The organism is Capnocytophaga sp. oral taxon 412 str. F0487 (assembly GCF_000271925.1).
Classification (GTDB): Bacteria; Bacteroidota; Bacteroidia; order Flavobacteriales; family Flavobacteriaceae; genus Capnocytophaga; species Capnocytophaga ochracea.
Window position 1 is genome coordinate 18,619 of the sequence record NZ_AJZR01000059.1, and the last position, 20,594, is coordinate 39,212.

At 39.7% G+C, this 20,594-nt stretch carries 16 protein-coding genes and 3 tRNA genes; 8 read left to right on the plus strand and 11 right to left on the minus strand.

What is annotated here, in order from left to right; all coding sequences use genetic code 11:
• The first annotated feature begins 50 nt into the window (after positions 1–50).
• The 3 genes from HMPREF1321_RS09940 to proS are packed head-to-tail and all read left to right on the plus strand — an operon-like array spanning position 51 to position 5,226.
• Positions 51–2,072 carry a protein-disulfide reductase DsbD family protein gene (locus tag HMPREF1321_RS09940; protein ID WP_009422481.1) on the plus strand — a complete coding sequence of 674 codons (2,022 nt, stop codon included), beginning with the start codon at positions 51–53 and terminating at the stop codon, positions 2,070–2,072.
• A 9-nt stretch (positions 2,073–2,081) separates the two neighbouring features.
• A complete protein-coding gene (locus HMPREF1321_RS09945) occupies positions 2,082–3,740 on the plus strand; it encodes a S41 family peptidase (RefSeq protein ID WP_009420653.1) in 1,659 nt (552 codons plus the stop codon).
• A 7-nt stretch (positions 3,741–3,747) separates the two neighbouring features.
• Complete coding sequence (proS, locus tag HMPREF1321_RS09950; protein WP_009422473.1) at positions 3,748–5,226, plus strand: proline--tRNA ligase; 1,479 nt, start codon at positions 3,748–3,750, stop codon at positions 5,224–5,226.
• A 70-nt stretch (positions 5,227–5,296) separates the two neighbouring features.
• Here proS and HMPREF1321_RS09955 read toward each other — a convergent pair whose 3' ends face one another.
• From HMPREF1321_RS09955 to HMPREF1321_RS09975, 5 genes are all read right to left on the minus strand, one after another.
• Positions 5,297–6,082, minus strand: coding sequence for a zinc ribbon domain-containing protein (locus HMPREF1321_RS09955; RefSeq protein WP_002671132.1), 786 nt, complete (start codon positions 6,080–6,082; stop codon positions 5,297–5,299).
• A gap of 2 nt (positions 6,083–6,084) precedes the next feature.
• Positions 6,085–7,182: a Nif3-like dinuclear metal center hexameric protein gene (locus HMPREF1321_RS09960; protein ID WP_009422484.1), complete on the minus strand. Its 1,098-nt coding sequence runs from the start codon at positions 7,180–7,182 to the stop codon at positions 6,085–6,087.
• A gap of 85 nt (positions 7,183–7,267) precedes the next feature.
• Positions 7,268–7,804 (minus strand): DUF488 family protein, encoded by a 537-nt coding sequence (locus HMPREF1321_RS09965; RefSeq protein ID WP_009422472.1) that lies wholly within the window; start codon positions 7,802–7,804, stop codon positions 7,268–7,270.
• A gap of 2 nt (positions 7,805–7,806) precedes the next feature.
• Positions 7,807–11,355 carry an AAA family ATPase gene (locus HMPREF1321_RS09970; RefSeq protein WP_009422491.1) on the minus strand — a complete coding sequence of 1,183 codons (3,549 nt, stop codon included), beginning with the start codon at positions 11,353–11,355 and terminating at the stop codon, positions 7,807–7,809.
• 43 nt (positions 11,356–11,398) lie between these two features.
• The gene (locus HMPREF1321_RS09975; RefSeq protein ID WP_002671135.1) at positions 11,399–11,650 is read right to left on the minus strand and encodes a type B 50S ribosomal protein L31; all 252 of its coding nucleotides are present in this window, start codon (positions 11,648–11,650) and stop codon (positions 11,399–11,401) included.
• A 929-nt stretch (positions 11,651–12,579) separates the two neighbouring features.
• Between HMPREF1321_RS09975 and HMPREF1321_RS09980 the strand changes: the two genes are divergently transcribed.
• The 4 genes from HMPREF1321_RS09980 to HMPREF1321_RS09995 are packed head-to-tail and all read left to right on the plus strand — an operon-like array spanning position 12,580 to position 17,145.
• Positions 12,580–13,623: a VWA domain-containing protein gene (locus HMPREF1321_RS09980; RefSeq protein ID WP_009411730.1), complete on the plus strand. Its 1,044-nt coding sequence runs from the start codon at positions 12,580–12,582 to the stop codon at positions 13,621–13,623.
• 60 nt (positions 13,624–13,683) lie between these two features.
• Positions 13,684–14,583: a tetratricopeptide repeat protein gene (locus HMPREF1321_RS09985; RefSeq protein WP_009422492.1), complete on the plus strand. Its 900-nt coding sequence runs from the start codon at positions 13,684–13,686 to the stop codon at positions 14,581–14,583.
• A gap of 47 nt (positions 14,584–14,630) precedes the next feature.
• Positions 14,631–16,385 carry a BatD family protein gene (locus tag HMPREF1321_RS09990; protein ID WP_009422488.1) on the plus strand — a complete coding sequence of 585 codons (1,755 nt, stop codon included), beginning with the start codon at positions 14,631–14,633 and terminating at the stop codon, positions 16,383–16,385.
• 4 nt (positions 16,386–16,389) lie between these two features.
• Positions 16,390–17,145, plus strand: coding sequence for a tetratricopeptide repeat protein (locus HMPREF1321_RS09995; protein ID WP_009420661.1), 756 nt, complete (start codon positions 16,390–16,392; stop codon positions 17,143–17,145).
• A 65-nt stretch (positions 17,146–17,210) separates the two neighbouring features.
• Here the strand turns inward: HMPREF1321_RS09995 and HMPREF1321_RS10000 are convergent.
• The 3 genes from HMPREF1321_RS10000 to HMPREF1321_RS10010 all read right to left on the minus strand — a co-directional run bounded on the left by HMPREF1321_RS10000 (position 17,211) and on the right by HMPREF1321_RS10010 (position 17,491).
• Positions 17,211–17,294 (minus strand) — tRNA-Leu (locus HMPREF1321_RS10000).
• Positions 17,295–17,310: 16 nt separating this feature from the next.
• A tRNA-Lys gene (locus HMPREF1321_RS10005) sits at positions 17,311–17,383 on the minus strand.
• Positions 17,384–17,418: 35 nt separating this feature from the next.
• A tRNA-Lys gene (locus HMPREF1321_RS10010) sits at positions 17,419–17,491 on the minus strand.
• Between the two features lie 139 nt (positions 17,492–17,630).
• On the opposite strand from HMPREF1321_RS10010, the gene HMPREF1321_RS10015 reads away from it, so the two are divergent.
• Positions 17,631–18,143, plus strand: coding sequence for a shikimate kinase (locus HMPREF1321_RS10015; protein WP_034576021.1), 513 nt, complete (start codon positions 17,631–17,633; stop codon positions 18,141–18,143).
• Positions 18,144–18,170: 27 nt separating this feature from the next.
• On the opposite strand, the gene HMPREF1321_RS11265 is transcribed toward HMPREF1321_RS10015, so the two are convergent.
• From HMPREF1321_RS11265 to panB, 3 genes are read right to left on the minus strand one after another with little or no spacing between them, the layout of a single operon-like run.
• On the minus strand, positions 18,171–18,818 hold the full coding sequence (locus HMPREF1321_RS11265) for an RluA family pseudouridine synthase (RefSeq protein WP_050977216.1): 648 nt from the start codon (positions 18,816–18,818) through the stop codon (positions 18,171–18,173).
• The gene (locus HMPREF1321_RS10020; RefSeq protein ID WP_009422476.1) at positions 18,730–19,581 is read right to left on the minus strand and encodes a YoaK family protein; all 852 of its coding nucleotides are present in this window, start codon (positions 19,579–19,581) and stop codon (positions 18,730–18,732) included. Before HMPREF1321_RS10020 ends, HMPREF1321_RS11265 begins: the two co-directional genes overlap by 89 nt.
• On the minus strand, positions 19,581–20,399 hold the full coding sequence (panB, locus tag HMPREF1321_RS10025) for a 3-methyl-2-oxobutanoate hydroxymethyltransferase (protein WP_009422495.1): 819 nt from the start codon (positions 20,397–20,399) through the stop codon (positions 19,581–19,583). The genes HMPREF1321_RS10020 and panB overlap by 1 nt, the downstream gene beginning before the upstream one ends.
• Between the last annotated feature and the right edge of the window lie 195 nt (positions 20,400–20,594).

Genomic DNA, 20,594 nt, shown 5'->3' on the forward strand with positions numbered 1-20,594 from the left:
TTGTTGTAATTTTGCACTCTAAATTTTATCACTCATAAACTCAATAACGAATGAAGAAAATAATAACACTGATATTCGTAGTACTTGTTGCAATAGCAAATGCTCAAATACATAACCCTGTAAAATGGAAAACAGCGGTTGAAAAAATCAGCGATAACGAATATTATTTGGTAGCAACAGCTTCCATTGAGGCTGGCTGGAAGCTCTACGCACAAAACATTCCGCCTAAAGGACCTATTCCTACCTCCTTTGCCTTTGAAAAAAGCGCAAACTTCGAGCTTATGGGTAAGACCGAAGAAAGTAAACCTATACAAAAACACGACAAGGTTTTTGATATGGAAATTGCTTATTTTCACAATCAAGCTGTCTTCAAACAACGCATCAAAATAGTAAAACCTATAACTTCTATAAAAGCAACGGTAGAGTTTATGAGCTGTGACGATAGCAACTGTTTGCCTCCCGATACAGTAGATTTAGAGTTTTTCCTTTCGGGAGCTCCCGTTGCAAGCAAAGTGGCAACTCCTCAGTTTACTTTTGGTAATAATACAGACAGTAATAATACAGTTCCTGCAACTACTATAAGTCAAACTACAACAGCAAAAGCTCCTGCTACTACCCCTATCTCACGTCAAGGTCTGTGGACAATATTCTTTATATCTTTTCTTTCTGGCTTTGCTGCCTTGCTCACTCCTTGTGTATTCCCAATGATTCCTATGACGGTGAGTTATTTTACCAAACAGAGCAAAACTAAAGCTAAAGGTGTGAAGAATGCTGTGATCTATGGTATTTCTATTATTGTGATTTACGTGTTGTTGGGCTCAGCTATTACTGCTATCTTTGGTGCAGATGCTTTGAATGCTTTGGCAAGCAACTTCTGGTTTAACCTCATCTTTTTCTTGATATTGGTAGTATTTGCCATTTCGTTTTTAGGTGCGTTTGAAATTACTTTGCCCAGCTCGTGGAGTACCAAAGTAGATGCTCAAGCCGATCGCAGTGGTTTTATAGGTATCTTCTTTATGGCGTTGGCGTTAGCTATCGTATCATTCTCGTGTACAGGTCCTATTGTAGGTACTTTGTTAGTACAAGCTGCCTCCGAAGGGGGGATCGCTCCTATTATTGGTATGTTCGGCTTCTCATTGGCAATTGCCTTGCCTTTTGCCTTGTTCGCAGCCTTCCCTGGTTGGTTGCACTCCTTGCCTAAATCAGGTGGTTGGATGAACACCGTGAAAGTGGTATTGGGATTTTTAGAATTGGCATTAGCATTCAAATTCCTTTCTAATGCTGATTTGGTATTGCAATACCATTGGATAGAACGCGAAGTATTTATTGCTATTTGGATTGCAGTTTTTGGTGCCTTATCACTCTACCTTTTTGGAAAAATACGTTTGCCTCACGACGATGCCACCGACCGTATTTCAGTAGGTCGCCTGCTATTAGGCTTATTAACCCTTAGTTTTACGGTTTATATGATTCCGGGGTTATGGGGGGCACCACTCAACCTTATCAATGCTTTTCCTCCTCCGCAACATTATAGCGAATCGCCTTACGGTGTAGGCTATACCGCTGACGGAGGTAGTGCGAGCGTAGATGAAGGTGCTCTTCCTGAAGGAGCGCACTTGTTCAAACCTCACAATATCGTTACTTTTGATGATTATGAAAAAGGATTAGCTTATGCCAAACAAGTGAACAAACCCGTATTGTTAGACTTTACTGGCTGGTCTTGTGTAAACTGCCGCAAAATGGAACAAAACGTATGGCCTAACCCTCAAGTGCTCGATGCTCTTAGAAATGAGGTGGTATTAATTTCGTTGTACGTAGACGATAAACGTCCGCTACCCGAAAGCGAAGTGAGACCTTCACAGATTAGAGAAGGCAAGATGATAAAAACCATTGGACAAAAATGGAGTGAGTTTCAAACCCTCCATTACAAAGCCAATACACAACCCTTTTACGTGCTGATGAATCTCCAAGGAGAGAACTTAGTAGACCCAATAGGATATACCCTTGATACCGATGACCCCGATGAGTTTTACAAATGGATAAAACAAGGGATTACTGCCTTTGGCAAATAAAATTATTTGATGAAAAACAAACACTACATACTCCCCATATTTATAGGCTTAAGTTTAGCATTAGGGCTTGTTTTAGGAAGACAACTTGCGAATTTTTACATTCCCAAGCCTCCTCCACCCGTACCTATGCCTATTACTGATATAGATACGGTGCAAGAGAATCCTTATAAAGTGAAATTAAACAGACTTATTGATTATATAGAAGAGGACTATGTAGATAAAGTAAATACCGATAGTATTGTAGACCTCACAATAAACAGTATTTTGCGCAAGTTAGATCCTCACTCTACTTATATCTCTAAAAGTGATATCCAAGAGGTAGCCGAAACGATGAGTGGTAAGTTCGTAGGTGTGGGTATTAGCTTTTATATGTACAAAGATACCATTGCCGTAATCAAACCTATTGAGGGAAGTGATGCTATGCACAAAGGCATTCGCTTTGGTGATCGTATTTTAATAGCAGGGAAAGATACCTTGTTTAAAAAACACTTAAATACTGATAAAATCAAAAATATTCTCAAAGGAGAAATGGGGTCAAAAGTAGATTTAACTATTTACCGAAAAAGTAAAGATAGTCTTTTTAAAATAGGTATTGAGCGAAAGTTTATTCCTATTAAAAGCATTGATTGTTTTTACAAAGTAAATGATACTTTAGGCTATATACGTATGAATAGGTTTGCCGAAACTACTAATGATGAATTTGACTCAGCACTTAAAGCTTTGGAAAAAGAAGGTATTAACAGTTTAATTCTAGATTTGCGTAATAATTCTGGTGGCTTTCTCAATGTTGGAATTCAGATAGCCGATGAGTTCTTAGCAAAGGATAAGATGATTGTATTTACCAAAAATAATCGCAAAGAAATAGAAGAAACCTATTCTACTGCTGGTGGGTTATTCGAAAATAAACCTATATTTGTACTTGTCAATGAAAATAGCGCCTCAGCTAGTGAAATTGTAGCAGGGGCTTTACAGGATAACGATAGAGGTGTGATAGTAGGACGTAGAACTTTCGGCAAGGGATTAGTACAAAGCGAAATGCCTCTACCTGACGGTTCGGCAGTACGCCTTACTACCGCTCGCTACTACACTCCAACAGGACGCTCTATACAAAAGCCCTACAACTTGCGTCACCAGCGCAGAAGCTTTCAAATAGATAATGCTACAGTCCCCGATTCTTTAAAGTTTACAACTCCTAAAGGAAAAGTAGTGTATGGTGGTGGTGGTATCTACCCTGATGTATATGTACCAGTAGATATGAAACCGGAAACCTATATGGTAAATGAAGTGCTAAACTCAGGACTTACGAACTTCTTTTTGTTTGAATATTTAGATAGTCACCCTTCTCAGAACCATAAGCCACAAAAGTCTTATTTCATAGGGGGATACAAAGTGCCCAAAGAAATGCTCAACGCCTTTTCAAAGTTTTTAAAAGAGCGTAAAATCAACATAGATTTCAAACGAAACAGCAATGATATATCAAAATATCTAAAAGCTAACTTAGCTGAGATATGGTTTAACGATAATGTAGCAGGGCTTATCAGGAATCAAGGAGATTTTTACATAGAAAGCTGTCTACACTACTACAAACAAAAACACCCTAAAAATGGCACTGAAAATCCTACCAAAGTGGTAAGGAGAAAAGCCAAAAAACCTATAAAAAGAGTTTAAAAAATATATGAGCAAGAATTTAACATCACGTAGTGAAGACTATTCTAAATGGTATAACGAATTGGTTGTAAAAGCCGATTTAGCCGAAAGTTCAGGCGTGCGTGGCTGTATGGTAATCAAACCTTACGGCTATGCTATTTGGGAAAAAATGCAAGCAGAACTCGACCGTATGTTTAAAGAAACTGGTCACACCAATGCTTATTTTCCTTTATTTGTACCCAAAAGTTATTTTGAAGCAGAGGAAAAGAATGCTGAAGGTTTTGCTAAAGAATGTGCCGTAGTAACCCACTATCGTCTTAAAGCCGACCCTAATGAAAAAGGAAAACTAATGGTAGACCCGGAAGCAAAACTCGAAGAAGAGCTGATAGTACGTCCTACCTCAGAGGCAATTATTTGGAACACCTACAAAAACTGGATACAGTCTTACCGTGATTTGCCTATACTCATCAACCAATGGGCGAATGTTGTGCGCTGGGAGATGCGCACCCGTCTATTTCTTCGCACTGCGGAATTCTTGTGGCAAGAAGGACACACCGCCCACGCCACTAAAGCCGAAGCCATAGAAGAAGCTCAAAAGATGATGAACGTATACGCCAACTTCGTAGAGAACTTTATGGCTGTGCCTGTAATAAAGGGTGTAAAAAGTGAAAGCGAACGCTTTGCAGGGGCTGACGATACCTACTGTATAGAAGCCCTTATGCAAGACGGAAAAGCACTGCAAGCAGGAACATCACACTTCTTAGGACAGAACTTCGCCAAAGCCTTTGACGTGAAATATGTGAGCAAAGAAGGTAAACAAGAATATGTATGGGCGAGCTCTTGGGGCGTCTCTACCCGTTTGATGGGTGCCCTTATTATGACCCACAGCGATGACAATGGATTAGTACTTCCTCCTAAATTGGCTCCTATACAAGTGGTAATCGTGCCTATCTACAAAGGAGCAGAACAATTAGAAAAAGTGCGCTCCCATATTCAGCCTTTAATTGAAGAACTCAAAAAACACAATATCAGTGTAAAATTCGACGATCGTGATACACAGTCTCCTGGCTTTAAGTTCCACGAGTACGAACTCAAAGGGATACCTGTACGCTTAGCTGTAGGACAACGCGACATAGAGCACAATACCTTCGAAGTAGCCCGTCGCGATACCCTTACCAAAGAGACAGTAGCTGGTGACCAAATTGTAGCTCATATTCAGCAGCTTTTAGAGAATATTCAATCCAATATGTACAACAAAGCTTTGGAGTACCGCAATACCCATATTACCGAGGTAAATAGCTATGACGAGTTCAAGGAATTGTTAGAAACTAAAGGAGGTTTTCTCTCAGCACACTGGGATGGTACTCCCGAAACTGAAGAGCGTATCAAAGAAGAGACCAAAGCAACGATACGTTGTATACCATTGGATATCAAGGAAGAGTCTGGGTATTGCATCTACTCGGGTAAGCCTTCGAAAAAACGAGTGCTTTTTGCTAAAGCTTATTAAAAATAAAATGAGTCCAGTGATCGCTGGACTCATTTTTCTTAATATAATTAGTTTCCTCATTACTTATCTTCTATGCTTTAAAACTTTTAAACAAAGTTTCCATCTTTTCTCTTTCTTCTTCAGCTAAAGCTGCATCTACCAAGATTCGTCCACTGTGCTCATCAGTAATAATCTTTCTACGAGAGGCAATTTCTACTTGTACTTGTGGTGGAATAGCAAAAAAAGAACCTCCAGAGGCTCCACGCTGAATTGGCACTATTGCTAAACGGTTCATCACACTACTGCGAATGCGTTGATAGGCTTTTAGCAAACGCTCTTCAATTTTAGCCGCATACTCTTCTGCTTTTTCTCTTAAAAATTCTTCCTCTTTCTCAGTTTCTGCCAAAACAGAATCAAGTTCAGCTTTTTTGTGCTTGAGGTGCGCATCACGTTGGGCTTTGCGCTCATCTACTTGCTTAATAGCCTCTTTCTTTTGGTCTACTTGCGCTTTACCTTCTTTAATGCGTTTTTCTGCCAACTGTACTTCTAACTCTTGAAATTCTATCTCTTTAGAAAGAGAGGTATATTCACGATTGTTACGTACATTCTTTTGCTGGGTAGTATATTTTTTAATAAGGGCTTTTGCCTCTTCAATTTTTGCCTTCTTCTCAGCAATTCCTGCCTGCAATTCGTCTAACTCTTCTTTAAACTTTACGTGACGTTTTTTTAAACCCTCTACCTCATCTTCAAGGTCTGAAACTTCTAACGGAAGCTCTCCACGAGTGTTCTGTAACTCATCAATCTTAGAATCGATGAGCTGTAAATCATACAATGCTCTTAATTTTTCTTCTACGGTTATATCCACTTTTTGTGCCATATCTATGAATAATATTTGATAGGATTTGTATCTACATTTGATATTGAGAGGGCAAAAGTAGGAATTTTTTTTGAAAGATACTCAAATAAAATAAATTTTATGTATTGTTCACTTTCAAAATGACCTATATCTGCTAATAATATTTTCCCCTCAGCCCTGAAAAAATCGTGGTATTTAAAGTCTGCACTCACAAAAACATCTGCTCCTGCTCGCTTAGCATCTTCTATTGCAAAAGCTCCACTTCCTCCCAATACAGCTACTTTTTTCACTTCTTTTCCCCTGAATGCTGAATACCTAATACAGCTTACCTCCATTTTTTCTTTTAAATAAACAAGGAAATCAGCCTCACTCATCGGGGTTCCAAATTCCCCTATCATACCCATTCCTATATGTTGGTGCTCATTTTCGAGTATATATATCTCATAAGCCACCTCTTCATAGGGGTGATTTTGGTGAAGTGCTTTTAGGATTTGAGATTGTAAGTGCTTGGGAAAAATAACTCCTATTTGTGTTTCATCTTCTGTGTGAAATACATTGGGTTCACCAATAGTTGGGTGTGAAGATTCATTGCCCTTATAAGTGCCTTTCCCTTCAAGATTGAAACTGCATTCCGCATAGTTGCCTATATTCCCCGCTCCTGCTTCGAAGAGCGTTTTACGTAGCTTTTCAGCATTGGCTTTTGGAACATAGGTAATAAGTTTTCTAATAACATTAGACTGTGGAATAAGTATGGAGCGATTGTGTAATCCTAAACGGTCAGCAATAGAAGCATTCACTCCTAACAGCTGATTGTCCAAAGCCGTATGCATACTGTAAATAGCTATCTGATGTCGAATCGCTTTCATCACTACTCGTTCCACATAGGTCTTCCCTGTAAGCGACTTAAGCCCACTGAAGATAATCGGGTGGAAACTAACAATAAGATTACAATTCTTTTCAATAGCTTCTTCTACCACAGCTTCTAATGTATCTAAGGTGATGAGAACTCCTGTTACTTCGGCATTGGCGTCACCTACCAATAAGCCTACATTGTCAAAACTCTCAGCATAATCAAGTGGTGCAAGAGTTTCAAGAACTTTAGTTATGTCTTTTACTTTCATCGTATTCTTTTAATGTTTACATACTTTTTCACAGTTCTTTTAATAAAGATTTTCTCTAATCTTTTTCTATATCTGATTTATTGTGTTAGAGACTTAAAATCTCTCCATCATCGTAATACACTACTCTGTCTCCTATAATACGAGCAGGAGCGGTGTATCTATGAGGTTCTTCCTTACCTATTGCCATAATATGATTTACTTGCCAACCCTTGACTTTCAAATAATCTGATACCATCGACCTATGACAACGCCACCAAACAGCCTCTGCACACATATAAGCAGTAGTTTCTTTTTCAGCTATAGCAATGAGTTGAGCAATACCTTTTTCAAAATCATAAGTCTCCATATAATCAGCATAAGCTCGGAAGGACTCGTTATGCCAACGAGTATTCTTAGAGTCTTTATGTACTTTACGTCTACCACCTAATAACGTGAGATGGGTATAGGCTATTCCAATTTCGGGTAATACTACCTCTAAGTTTTCTTTATTAAATTGCGGATATTTGTTAGAGCCTGGTAACCCTCTGATATCAACTAAATGTTGTATCTCAAACGATTGTAACATCTCTATAAATTCTTCCAATGTATGTGTGGAATGTCCTATAGTATATATTCTTTTCATAATCAATTACTAACCACTATCTTACTCTTTCCATTACCTTCCTTCTGTACCACTACTTTCACAGCAATACGCTCTACCATCTCCTGCACGTGAGAGATAACTCCCACTTTCTTCCCTTGATTTTGCAAACTCTCTAAGGCATCTAAGGCTACTGAAAGTGTCTCAGAGTCTAAAGAACCAAAACCTTCGTCTATAAAGAGGGTTTCTACGTTCATTTTGGTAGATGAAAGAGACGAAAGTGCCAAAGCTAAAGCCAAGGACACCAAAAACGATTCTCCTCCTGAAAGTGAGTATACCGACCGTACCTCAGCTCCCATATCATTGTCTATCACTTGCAGACTAAGAGAGTTAGGAATGCGTTGCAGGGTGTAGCGTCTATTGAGGTAGCGCATCTGCACATTAGCATATTGCAAGAGCATATCCAAAGTGTACTCCTGCGCGTATTTGCGAAACGCATTACCTGTACTACTTCCTATCAGGTCGTTGAGCAAGCTCCAACGATGAGCGAGTTTTTCCTTTTCTTCTTTGGCTGTGTGCAACTCAACTGCTATTGCTCGCTGTTGCTCATCATTTAAAAGCCGACTCTTTTGAGTGACTACCGCATCGCGCAAGGTATCTTCTTCTGCTGTCTGTTCAGCCAACTGCTGAACGATATCTTCTTCTGTAAGGTTGAGTGGTCTTTTTTCTTTTAGTGTTTCAAGCGCTTGCTGTTTTTCATTCGCAATGGTATTGTATTGTGCAATGCGGTCATTTAAGGATTGAAGGGCTTGGCGCTCTGATTGTAGCCATTCGTGAGAACGATTCGCCCACTCTTGCATTTTGCTTCTTATATGCTCTATTTGAGCAGGTTTGTAGGCTGTAAGCCATTCTTCTATTTTGTGAGTTGCCTCGGCTATATGAGCTTGCGATTGCTGTTGTTGCGTCGCTAAGGTCTCTAAGTTTTTTTCGTTAGCCGTCATCTCCAATAAAATAGCGTTATATTGCTGTTGCGTTTGCTCTGAAAGAGTTGTTAATCGCTCTAACTGCTGTTGGTAACTCTCTTCTATTACTTGAACCGATTTTCCTTCTAACAATCTCGCACGTTCTTCTTTCAGCGTTTGCAATTGTGCTTGCTCTTTATCGATTGCCACTGTCAATTCGGTGAGCTCTTGACGGAGTACTTGTTGTGAGGAGGCGAGCTCGGTGCGCTCTTGGGTGAGTTCAGCAAGGCGCTTTTTGTATTTCTCGATACAAGCCGAATGCGCTTCCCAGTCGGTTTTAGCAGTGGTGATTTGGTTTTGAAATTGCACAATATCAGTTTTCCAAAGGTTGAGCCAAGCGTCCGAAAGTTGTAAGCTCTGTAATTGCTGACTGTATTTTTGCCGTTGTTGCTCGTAATTTTCAGCGTCTTTCGCAAGGGTATTCAGCTCATCAGTAAGCGATTTGAGTCGGTTGAGGACTTCAAAAAGACGCTCGTTTTCCGCTAAAAGATGTTCTGTTTTTGCTATCTTATCCGTGATATATTCTTCTATTCTCACAGAAGGATAGGTCGTATAATACACTGATTGCGACAAGCGTTCGCTCTCTTGTTGCCATAAATCCGTACGTTCTGTGTTTTGTGCTGTCTGACTCTCTATACGCTTTTGCAGTTCTTTGAGCTCCGTTTCTTTGGTGATAACCTCTTTGGTAAGCGTTTCTAATTGTTTTTTAGCCGTTAGAAATTCTTGTTGCACTGTATCTATCAGGTGTTCAGCTACTGCCTTATGAGCATTGGGGTGGTGTACCGAACCACATACGGGGCAGGCTTCTCCTTCCACCAAATGTTCTCTCAAAAACGCTACATCTTTGGTATTTTCTATTTGTGCCCTTTGGTAAATGCGTTCCGCTGTATCACAAGCTATTTGGGTGGCTATCTTCTCAGCTTTTAAACGTTGCAATGTTTCCAATATTTGGCTTTGGGCGTTTTGCATCTCTTGTAAGAGCGCTTCTCCCTGAACCTTTGCGTCAGTGTATTGCTTGATATGTTTGGCAATCTCTCTATCCGCCTGATACACTTGCAAGGCGGTGAGATAAGCCTTCTGCTGTTTGGCAAGCGTCTCTATATCAGTTGAGGGGAGTGCCTGTATAGGGTATTGTGCTTTCAGCTCATTAAGTTGTTGTCTAAGGCGTTCTTCTGCTTGGCTATGGGCAGTTAGTTTTTCATTGAGTTGTTGCTGTTCTTCCACAAGCTGTTTGAGCCACAACGCATTGCGGTACAACTGCGCTTCATCAGGGTGAGTGTTGAGCCACTGCTCTTCTTGCTGAATGTACCTCTCCCCTTTCTGTATGTGTTCAGTTACTTTTTCAAGCGACTCTTTTTTAGCTTGCAAAGCACTCTTTTTTGCCTCTTGTTGCTGCTGTTTTTGCTCAAAAATCTGCGTTAGTTCTGCAAGTCGTACGTCCAATTCCTTTGCTCTGGCAATAGCAGGTTTGGCAGTTTCATAAGCCTTTTTGGCAGTAGCCAAATCGTTTTCGGTTAGCAATTTTTGCTCGGATACCTTAGCCTTATCAGCTGTGAGCCGTTCTTTTTCGGTAGTAGCTTCCTTCAAATGTTGCTGAGCGGTTGCTAATAGTTCTTTTTCCCTTTGCTCGGTGAGGATATCCCCTTTTATGGCTTGTAATTGCTCTATGATAGCAAGCTCTCCAAAACGTTCCGCTTGCGAGGTTTTCTCTTGTTCGGCTTTTTCTTTATTGGCAACAGCCTCTTGCCATTGCTGAGTGTACAACTTCTGATTGTCAAACCACTGTTGTTGTTCTTTTAAAGAAGCGAGCGATGCTTGTAAGGTTTTCAACCTCTCTTCATCGGCTGTAAGTTGCTCGGTTAAGGCACTGCGTTCCTCTTCCGTTAAAAAAACAATGTTTTCGAGCTGTTTTTCTAAGAGTTGGAGTTCGTTTTTATGTTGCTTGTTGAGTTCGTACACTTGCTTAGAAATGCGTGTGTAAATCTCCGTACCTGTGAGTTTTTCTAAGATATCCGACCGCTTATCATCATTTGCTTTTAAGAACGACGTAAAGTCTCCTTGTGCCAAAATCACCGATTTGGTAAACTCGTCAAAAGTCAAGCCTACGCATTCCTTTATCTTTTCGAGCACCAATGTCTTGCGGTTCTCAGCAATCAGTTGGTTATCCGTCAGGCAAGTAAGTTGCAAAGTTTCAGGCTGAATTGCCCCCGAAAGTTTGTTATAGGCTCTGCGTACCTGCCATTCCGCTTCATAAGTCTTGCCGTCTACCGCCTGAAATACCACTTTGGCATAGCCCGAAATCGCCCCTTTGCGCAAGAGGTTCTTCACATTATTCACCTGCACCTCAGCCGAGCCGTCAGCAATAGCAACCGAGTTTTTTGTAGTTGCCAAGCGAGGGGTATTGTTATAAAGCGCAAGGCAAATAGCATCTAAAATGGTAGATTTGCCTGCCCCTGTCGCTCCTGTAATAGCAAATAACCCCACCGATTTAAGGGGTTCAGCTTCCAAATTAAGCGTAAAGGGACCTTCTATAGAAGCGATATTATGAAGAGAGACCGAAAGTATTTTCATAAGAAAAAAAACCTCCGTGAGGAGGTTTTTAAAAGTTGCTATGTTATTTTTGGAACTTAGCGTATTTGTTTTTAAACTTATCAATACGTCCGGCTGTGTCGATAAGTTTAGATTTACCAGTGTAGTAAGGGTGCGAAGTGCGAGAAATCTCTAATTTTACTAATGGATACTCAACCCCTTCTACTTCAATAGTCTCTTTTGTTTCTACGGTAGACTTTGTGATGAAGATATCGTCGTTCGACATATCTTTGAAAGCCACCAAACGGTAAGATTCTGGGTGAATTTCTTTTTTCATTGCAATGCTAATTTTATTACGTAATTTTTTCAGGGCGCAAAGGTACAACTATTTTTTGAATTGACAAACTAAATAATCAAAATCTAAAACCTTAAAATATAATTCACTGATTATTAAACACTCCAATAACCCTTGTATAACAATCAACTAAGATTCATCAAAGTCTCAATTGTCGCTTTTGCATCGTATCTCCCCCTTTGAGGATAGCCAGCGAGAAGTTTTCACCATATTCCTTCCGTCATTCGTCACCCGTCCCTCGTCATTACACCCCCTCTCCTTGGGAGAGGGACGGGGTGAGGATTCTTTTTCTTTCGCCTCGAAACCCCGTTTTTAACATTTTTAGTGCTATTGTATTATAGTATGAATCAACTACTTATATACCCTTTCTATACCAATCGTCCAAGATTCGTATAAGCTTCCTATAAGCTCTCTATAAGCTACCCCCACCCTCCTAATAGCCTTTTTTCACCAAAATCCCTCTCGACCTACTTCCGAACTATTCCGTTTCCTTCCGAAAACTCCGATGTGTCATTTTTTTGCGACACACACTTTGCCAAAATTAATTGCTCGTCGTGCTACGACTGCCTGTGCGGCTCGCACCTTTGGCAAAGTTGAATAAACTGACAAACCCTCCGCTGGCGCGTTTCTTGTAGCTCGCACTCCATTTTCTCATTCTCTCATTTTCTAATTTGCTAATTCTCAAAAGTTACTTTACAAGGCGTAGCCTTGATTTTGTTTAAATTTTGTTTAATTTCTGAGGCACAGCCTCATTCCTCTAAATCAAACTCGCATCTCATTTTCTAATTTTATAAATTATTTTGTATCTTTGCATCGTTTTGGCGCAGTATTTGATTAACAGCTATGAATTAAAAGTTAATAATAAAAGCCTTTGCGATTTTTAACTCTTAACTCTTATCTTTTAACTAATTATGATTCATATCGACGAAAAAATATATCTTTGGCTCATAGCGGTACTCATCCCGCTATTCATCATCTTTGCCCTTTCAATGCTTCGCAAACGTCGGTTGCAAAGACAATTTGCCTCCTCCCCTGCCCTTAGGCGTTTAGCTCCTGACCGTTCGCGATTCAAACTCTGGGTGAAATGGAGTGTCTTGGCAGTAGTGCTTGTGCTACTGAGCATCGCCCTAGCTAACCCCAAGATAGGTACAAAAATTGAAACCGTAAAACGCGAAGGGGTAGATATCGTCTTTGCTATTGATGTCTCTAAAAGTATGCTTGCCGAAGACGTAGCCCCCAATCGTTTGGAAAAGGCAAAACGCATCGCTTTCGAAACCATTAGTCAGCTAAAAGGCGACCGTGTAGGTATCGTAGCTTATGCAGCTAGCGCTTATCCTCAGCTCGCTCTCACTACCGACCATTCTGCCGCTAAGATGTTTCTACAAGGTATGAACACCGATATGCTTTCCTCTCAGGGAACTGCCATTCAGGAAGCAATACGTATGGCAAGCAACTATTTCGATGAGAATACTCCCACCGCGCGCTTGCTCTTTATCCTCACCGATGGCGAAGACCACGAAATGGGTGCTACCGAAATCGCTACCGAAGCACAAGAAAAAGGAGTACATATCTACACCATAGGTATCGGCACCGAAAAAGGCGCTCCTATCCCTATCAAAGACGGAGGCGAACAAACGTATAAGCGCGACCGCAATGGCGAAGTGGTGATTACCAAACTCAACCGCGAACTCTTGCAACAGATAGCCATCAATGCAGGAGGTGAATACCTCGACGGCGATAATACCCAAAAAGTAGTAAGCCAAATTAACAAGATATTAGACGGTACTGAAAAAAGTCAGTTCGATACCCAAAAATTTGTAGATTTCAAAGACCAATTTCAGTGGTTTTTAGGCGGAGCTTTGCTCTTGCTCATCTTAGACCTCGCTATCTTTGAACGCAAAACCCAATGGGTAAAGAAATTGAATCTATTCAACGAAAAAGAAAAAGACAAATAGTGCGTCCCGAACTTTGCCAAAGTTTAAAACTTTGGCAAAGTTGAAAACAAACAATCTACTATGAAAAACGTTCTATACATAACATTATCCTTACTATCCCTCTCTGCTTTTGCACAAACCAAAGCCGAAAAAGAGGCACAAAAAGCAATTGCTAACTCTAAAAAATATACGTACGAGGGCAACACCGCTCTCAAAGGCGATAAACCCGTACAAGCCGAAGTAGAATATCGCAAAGCAATAGCCGAAGATAAAAACAACGCTACTGCACAGTATAATCTCGGTACGATGTACTATCAACAAAAGAGTTACGACGAGGCTTTCTCCCGACTTAAAAACGCCTCAACCTCCGATAAGATAACTGAAGAAGAAAAACACAAGGCTTTCCACAATTTAGGCAATGCCTTTATGAAGAACAAAGAGTACGAAAAGGCAGTGCTCTCTTATAAAGAAGCCTTGCGTCATAATCCTAAAGATGAAGAAACCCGTTACAATTTGGCAGTAGCCAAAGAAATGCTTAAACAAAACCCACCTCCACCTCAAAACAACAAAAACAATAAAGATAAAAACAACCAACAAAATCAAAACAACCAACAAAATCAAAACAATCAACAGAACCAGCAAAATCAGAATAATCAACAGAACCAAAATAACCAGAATAAAAACCAAGATAACAAGAATAATCAGGACAACAAAGACAATAAAGATAATAAAAAAGATCAAGGCGATAAACAGGATAAAAACAAAGACAAGGGCGACGACCAAAAAGACCCTAACCAAAACAACCAACAGGATAAAAACCAAAGCGGACAAGGACAAGGTGAGCAACGTCCCTCTTCTCTTTCGCCACAACAAATGGAGCGTATCTTGGAGGCAATGAACAACGAAGAGCGCAAAACCCAAGAGAAAATTAACGCTCAAAAAGTAAAAGGGCAACGCGCTAAAACTGAAAAAGATTGGTAGTAGTAGGGACGAATGGCTATTCGCCCTTTTAATAAGTAAAAGCTAAAATGAAATACAAGATAATATTCTTTATAACTTTCTTAATCCAAAGTCTCTATGCACAACAAGTAGAGTTCAAAGCCGAAGTGAGTAAAAATCAATTAGGGGCTAACGAACGCTTGCGCATAGAATTCTCTATGAATAAAGACGGCGATAACTTTACTCCGCCTAACTTTCACGGTTTTACCATAGTAATGGGACCTTCGCAATCGGTTTCAAGATCGTGGATTAATGGAGTAAGTAGTTTCTCCAAAACTTATATTTACATTCTCCAACCTACTGCCAAAGGTAAGTTTACCATAGGACAAGCAAGTATAGAAATTGACGGTAGAACATATAAAACAAACCCCATAGCTATCACTGTTACCGAGGCAGTAAAAACTCCCTCAATAGACAGAAATACTAACGATATTGCACGTGAAAACCTATTCCTTCTTGCCGAAGTTTCAAAACCCAACCCTTACCTTAACGAAGCTGTAAGTGTGGTATATCGACTTTATGTAGGAGGAGAAATATCTCTTAGTAACCTGCGTTTGTTAGAAGTGCCAAAATACCCTAACTTCTGGAGTCAAGACATACGTTTGCAAAATTATGAGGTAGAAAATTGCTCTTATCAAGGTCGTTCCTACCGTTGTATTGTAGTAAAAAGAATAGTGCTTTACCCTCAAAAAACAGGCGCTATCACTCTTGAGCCTCTGTCTGTAGAAGCTATTATCAATGCCCCTACAGGACAACGAGACTTCTTTGGGCGTCCTTTCTATGAAGAAATATCACGCAAAGTAAGCTCTGGTAGTCGCGTTTTAAACATAAAACCCTTACCTGAGGAAGGAAAACCTGAAAACTTCTCAGGAGCAGTCGGTAACTTCTCTTTTTCTGTAAATGCTACTAAACAAACACTCAAAGCTAATGAAAGTACTCAACTAAAAATAGAAGTATCAGGTAATGGCAATTTTAAACTGTTTGATTTACCTAAGCCTACTTTCCCTTCATCGTTAGAAGTATATACTCCCGAACAAAAAGAAGACATCAATACTTCTCTTAACGGAATGAAAGGACGCTTAGAACAAACCTATACTATCGTTCCTGAATACAAAGGGAAATATCCTATTTCAGGACTCTCTTTCTCGTATTTCAACCCTAATACTCAGAAATATGAAACTGTAAAAACCGAAGATATTTGGATAGATGTAACCGAAGGTCCTACAGCCGAAAACCAGCCTAATGACACGGCTAATAGTAATAACATTCCTCTAAAACCAGAAGGTCTTCAAACCAATGCTGACCTTCAGCCAATGCACCAACCTGTATTCTTTGGTTCTACAGCTTACTATTTATGGTTGTTCTTGCCTTTGCTTCTTATCCCTATTGTACTTATCTGGTGGCATATCAAAATGCAAAGAGCCGGAGATATCGAAGGTAATAAAGTAAGAGTAGCCAATAGATTAGCGAAGAAATATCTAGGAGAAGCTAAACGTAAATTAGGTGATAAAGGTACCTTCTACGAAGCGTTAGAACGCGCCTTGCACAATTACTTAAAAGCTAAATTAAAAATTGAAACAGCTGAAATGAGCAAAGATAAAATCACTGAACTATTGCTCAGCCGAAAAGCTACTGAAGCTACCGTAGCTCAGTTTATGGCATTACTCGCTAATTGCGAAATGGCACGCTACTCTCAGCATCACACCGATGCTTCTATGGAAAAAGATTTTAGCGAGGCAGTACAAGTAATCTCTGCCCTCGACAAACAAGTGAAAAACAAGTAATAAAATGAAAAACAACATCATCATATCACTCTTGCTATTGCTCTCTTTCTCTGTTTTTTCTCAAACTAACGAAAATCCTTTCGAGAAAGCAACCCAATATTACGACCAAGGAGAGTACCAAAATGCAATTGACCAATACAAATCAATTTTGAAGTCTGGTAAAGAATCATCAGCTTTGTACTATAATTTAGCAAATACTTATTACAAACTGAATCACGTGCCTGAAAGTATCTATTATTATGAGAAAGCCCTCCAGCTAAACCCCAAAAACCAACAGGCTAAAAACGGACTCCTATTGGCAAACCAAATGAAGGTAGATGCTATTACACCCCTACCTAAAACTTGGTTACGCCAGCTCTCCGATGCTATTACAGGTTTGTTTAGCTTGCAAACGTGGGCAGTGCTCTCTATAATAGGAGTAATAGTATTTGTATTGAGTTTCTTTTGTTACTACTTTTTAGAACAAACTGCCCTCAAACGGCTCTTTTTCACCTTGATGTTCGTATCAGTAGCAGTAGCAGTAGGTACTTATTTCATCGCCGATTTTCATAAAAGGCAAGTAGACGGTGAAAAATATGCTATCTTATTCGATAAAACGGTACGGGTATTTTCTGAAGCCAATTCTTATAGCAATGAAGTAGTGCAGCTTCACGAAGGTACTAAAGTAGAAATTATAGAAAAGAATAATGACTGGATAAAAATTCGTTTAGCTAATGGAAAAATAGGGTGGACTAAAGAAAGTGCTTTAAAAGTACTATAATTAAAAAAATATAAATATAGACAATAAAAAAGACTACTTTATCAATAAAGTAGTCTTTTTTTTTGTGCCTACGACTGGATTCGAACCAGCACGCCCTAACGAGCACCACCCCCTCAAGATGGCGAGTCTACCAATTTCTCCACGTAGGCTTACGTGTAACCCTTGTGACCTGGCTGGGGCTCGAACCCAGGACCCCAACATTAAAAGTGTTGTGCTCTACCAACTGAGCTACCAAGTCCCTTAAAAATAAAAAAACAAATTGTATAACCCTTGTGACCCGGCAGGGGATCGAACCCTGGACCCCAACATTAAGAGTGTCGTGCTCTACCAGCTGAGCTACCGAGTCATTATAACAATTCAGTGTCTTTATTGTTTTGCGGGTGCAAAGATATAACAAATTTCTTATGTAACAAGAAAAAAAGTATTATTTTTGCAGTTTATTTTTAGCATTACATTTCAAACATCTATTATACAATACCTTATATATGAAAATAATTTTACTTGGCTATATGGGAAGTGGTAAGACTACTCTTGGAGAAGCTATAGCTCACCTTAAAAACATTCCTTTTATTGACCTTGATTCTTATATTGCTGAAAGTGAAAAGCTATCAGTACAAGAGATTTTTTGTAGTAAAGGAGAGATTTATTTTCGAAAAAAAGAAACTCTTTATTTAAAGGAGTTATTACAAAAAGAGGAAGACTTTATATTATCCTTAGGAGGGGGAACACCGTGCTTTGGCAATAATATGGCTTTAATAAAAGAAGCTACTTCTTTATCTATTTATCTAAAATACCAACCTAAAACCTTAGCCAAACGCCTTATTAAAGAAAAACCGTATCGCCCTCTACTCTCTGAAATTAATGATGCTGATTTAGAGGATTTCATTCGCAAACATCTGTTTGAACGCAACTCTTTTTATATGCAAGCTAACTATATTATCCCTATGGATAATCTTACTGAAGAAGAAAGTATAAATGAAATTGTAAAAATTTTATGACTCTAAGCTATACGAATTAGCAATTAACTACAAGAAAGAGAAAGGGGCTTTTGCAATAATCTTAATAGGCTCTTTCTTTACAGGGTGAACAAAGCTCAGGCTATAAGCGTGAAGACAGATACCTCCATCGGGATTGGAACGTTTAGCGCCGTACTTTAGGTCTCCTTTGATGTGCAATCCTATGGCAGCTAATTGCGCTCTTATCTGGTGATGGCGCCCCGTAATAAGGTCAATTTCTAATAGGTAATAACGTTCATACGATTTCAATAACTTATAATGTAATACAGCTTTCTTGCTTTGCTGCATTTCTTTATTATATGCTACTGACTTGTTTTGCTTTTCATTACGCACCAACCAATGGGTAAGTTTATCTTCCTCGACAGGAGGTTTTGCATCTACCAACGCCCAATAGGTTTTCTGTACTTCCTGCTTGTTAGCAAACATCGTATTGAGGCGTGCGAGAGCTTTAGAGGTTTTGGCAAAGAGCACCACTCCCGTAGTAGGGCGATCTAAGCGATGTACCACTCCAAGGAATACCTCCCCAGGTTTGTTATATTTTTGTTTAAGGTATTGTTTGACAATATCGCTAAGCGGAGTGTCCCCCGTCTTGTCGCCCTGAACTATGTCGCCTACTCGCTTGTTTACGGCGATAACGTGATTGTCTTCGTAAAGCACGTCTACGTTTTCGGCGTTTGTGATAAGTTTCATAATGTCGTTTATTAGTGAAATAGAAAAAGCGCATTCCGTCGTAGAAAAGACCTAAGAGAAGAATGACTACCGAAATGAGCAGAGTATATATTGAAAAACCTTGTGCAATATAAAAATACCCCGCACTAAATCCCCCCAAAAAAAAGAACGCAATGATAAAGAGTCGCAGACGAATGGTATTCTTCAAATGAGTATGCTGGTTCTCGTAGTGATTGCGTTTCAGGTAGAGCCTTTGGGCGAGTTCGATACCTAAATCGGTGAAGAGACCTGTAAGGTGGGTAGTGCGCACTACCGAGTTAGAGATTTTAGTCACAAAAGCATTCTGCAAGCCCATTGCAAAGAGCAAGATACAAGCAGTAACATCGGCGGGAATATCATTGGAAGAAAAAGCGTGTAACCCTACTACCGATAACAAAGCCAAACACTCCAAGAGTGTAGGCTTGAGATACTTGTTCTGAGTGCGATGATAATTAGCATTCTCGATGAGCAAGCCCGAAGTGAAGGAACCTATGAGGAAAGCGAAGATGTAGAGAAAGTAAATGAGCCCTTTCCAAAACTCAGCTACCGACACATCATAGATAAAATATGCAAAATGTCCCGTAACATTGGTGGTAAGTTTACCCACAAACAAAAAGCCGGTAACGTTCACCATTCCTGCAACGAATGAGAGCACTACGGCTATTTGTAGATTGTGTTTGGCGGTACGTTTTTTACCTTGATGACGGAACATTAATACTGTTCTTTTTCGTTAGGAAAATCGACGCTTTTTACGTCTTCGATGTAATGCGATACGGCATTAGTAATCACTTCTTGCAAATTAGCATATTTGCGCAAGAAACGAGGTTGGAATTCATTGCTCATACCCAGCATATCCTGCATCACCAATACTTGCCCGTCTACTGCACTACCAGCCCCAATCCCTATAATGGGAATATGCACACTCTTGGCTACTTCTTCAGCCAATGTAGCAGGGATTTTCTCTAATACAATAGCAAAACAACCCAATTGTTCTAATAACTTAGCATCTTCTTTGAGTTTTTGAGATTCGGCTTCTTCTTTAGCACGCAAAGCGAATGAACCAAACTGGTGAATAGATTGAGGAGTGAGCCCCAAGTGTCCCATTACTGGAATACCCGCATTTACGATGCGCTTGATGCTCTCGGCTTCCTCTTTACCTCCCTCCAATTTAATTGCGTGAGCCCCACTTTCTTTCATTATTCTAATAGCTGAGCGCAACGCCTTTTTAGGGTCGGATTGGTAAGTACCAAAAGGCAAATCTACCACTATAAGGGCGCGACTCACCCCACGTACTACTGATGAGGCGTGATAAATCATTTGGTCTAAAGTGATAGGGAGGGTAGTTTCGTGACCTGCCATTACGTTGCTGGCGGAGTCGCCTACCAATAGCACATCGATACCGGCACTATCTAATAGCTTAGCAAATGTATAATCGTAGGCGGTAAGCATCGAAATCTTCTCGCCATTGGCTTTCATCTCTACTACCGATTTGGTAGTTACTCGTTTGTATTCTTTTCTAACTGCTGACATTTTGTTGTAGTTTAAAAATCGGGGGCAAAGATACGAATAATTGACAAATTAGCTAATTTGTGAATTAGCTAATTAGGAGAAATAGTATTTTGTCTACTCTTTTATAAACTATCCAATTGGTATAAACCATATTGTGTTTCTTCATTTGGATACTTATAATGCATAGAAAACCGTATTTTTAGAGTGGATTTATCA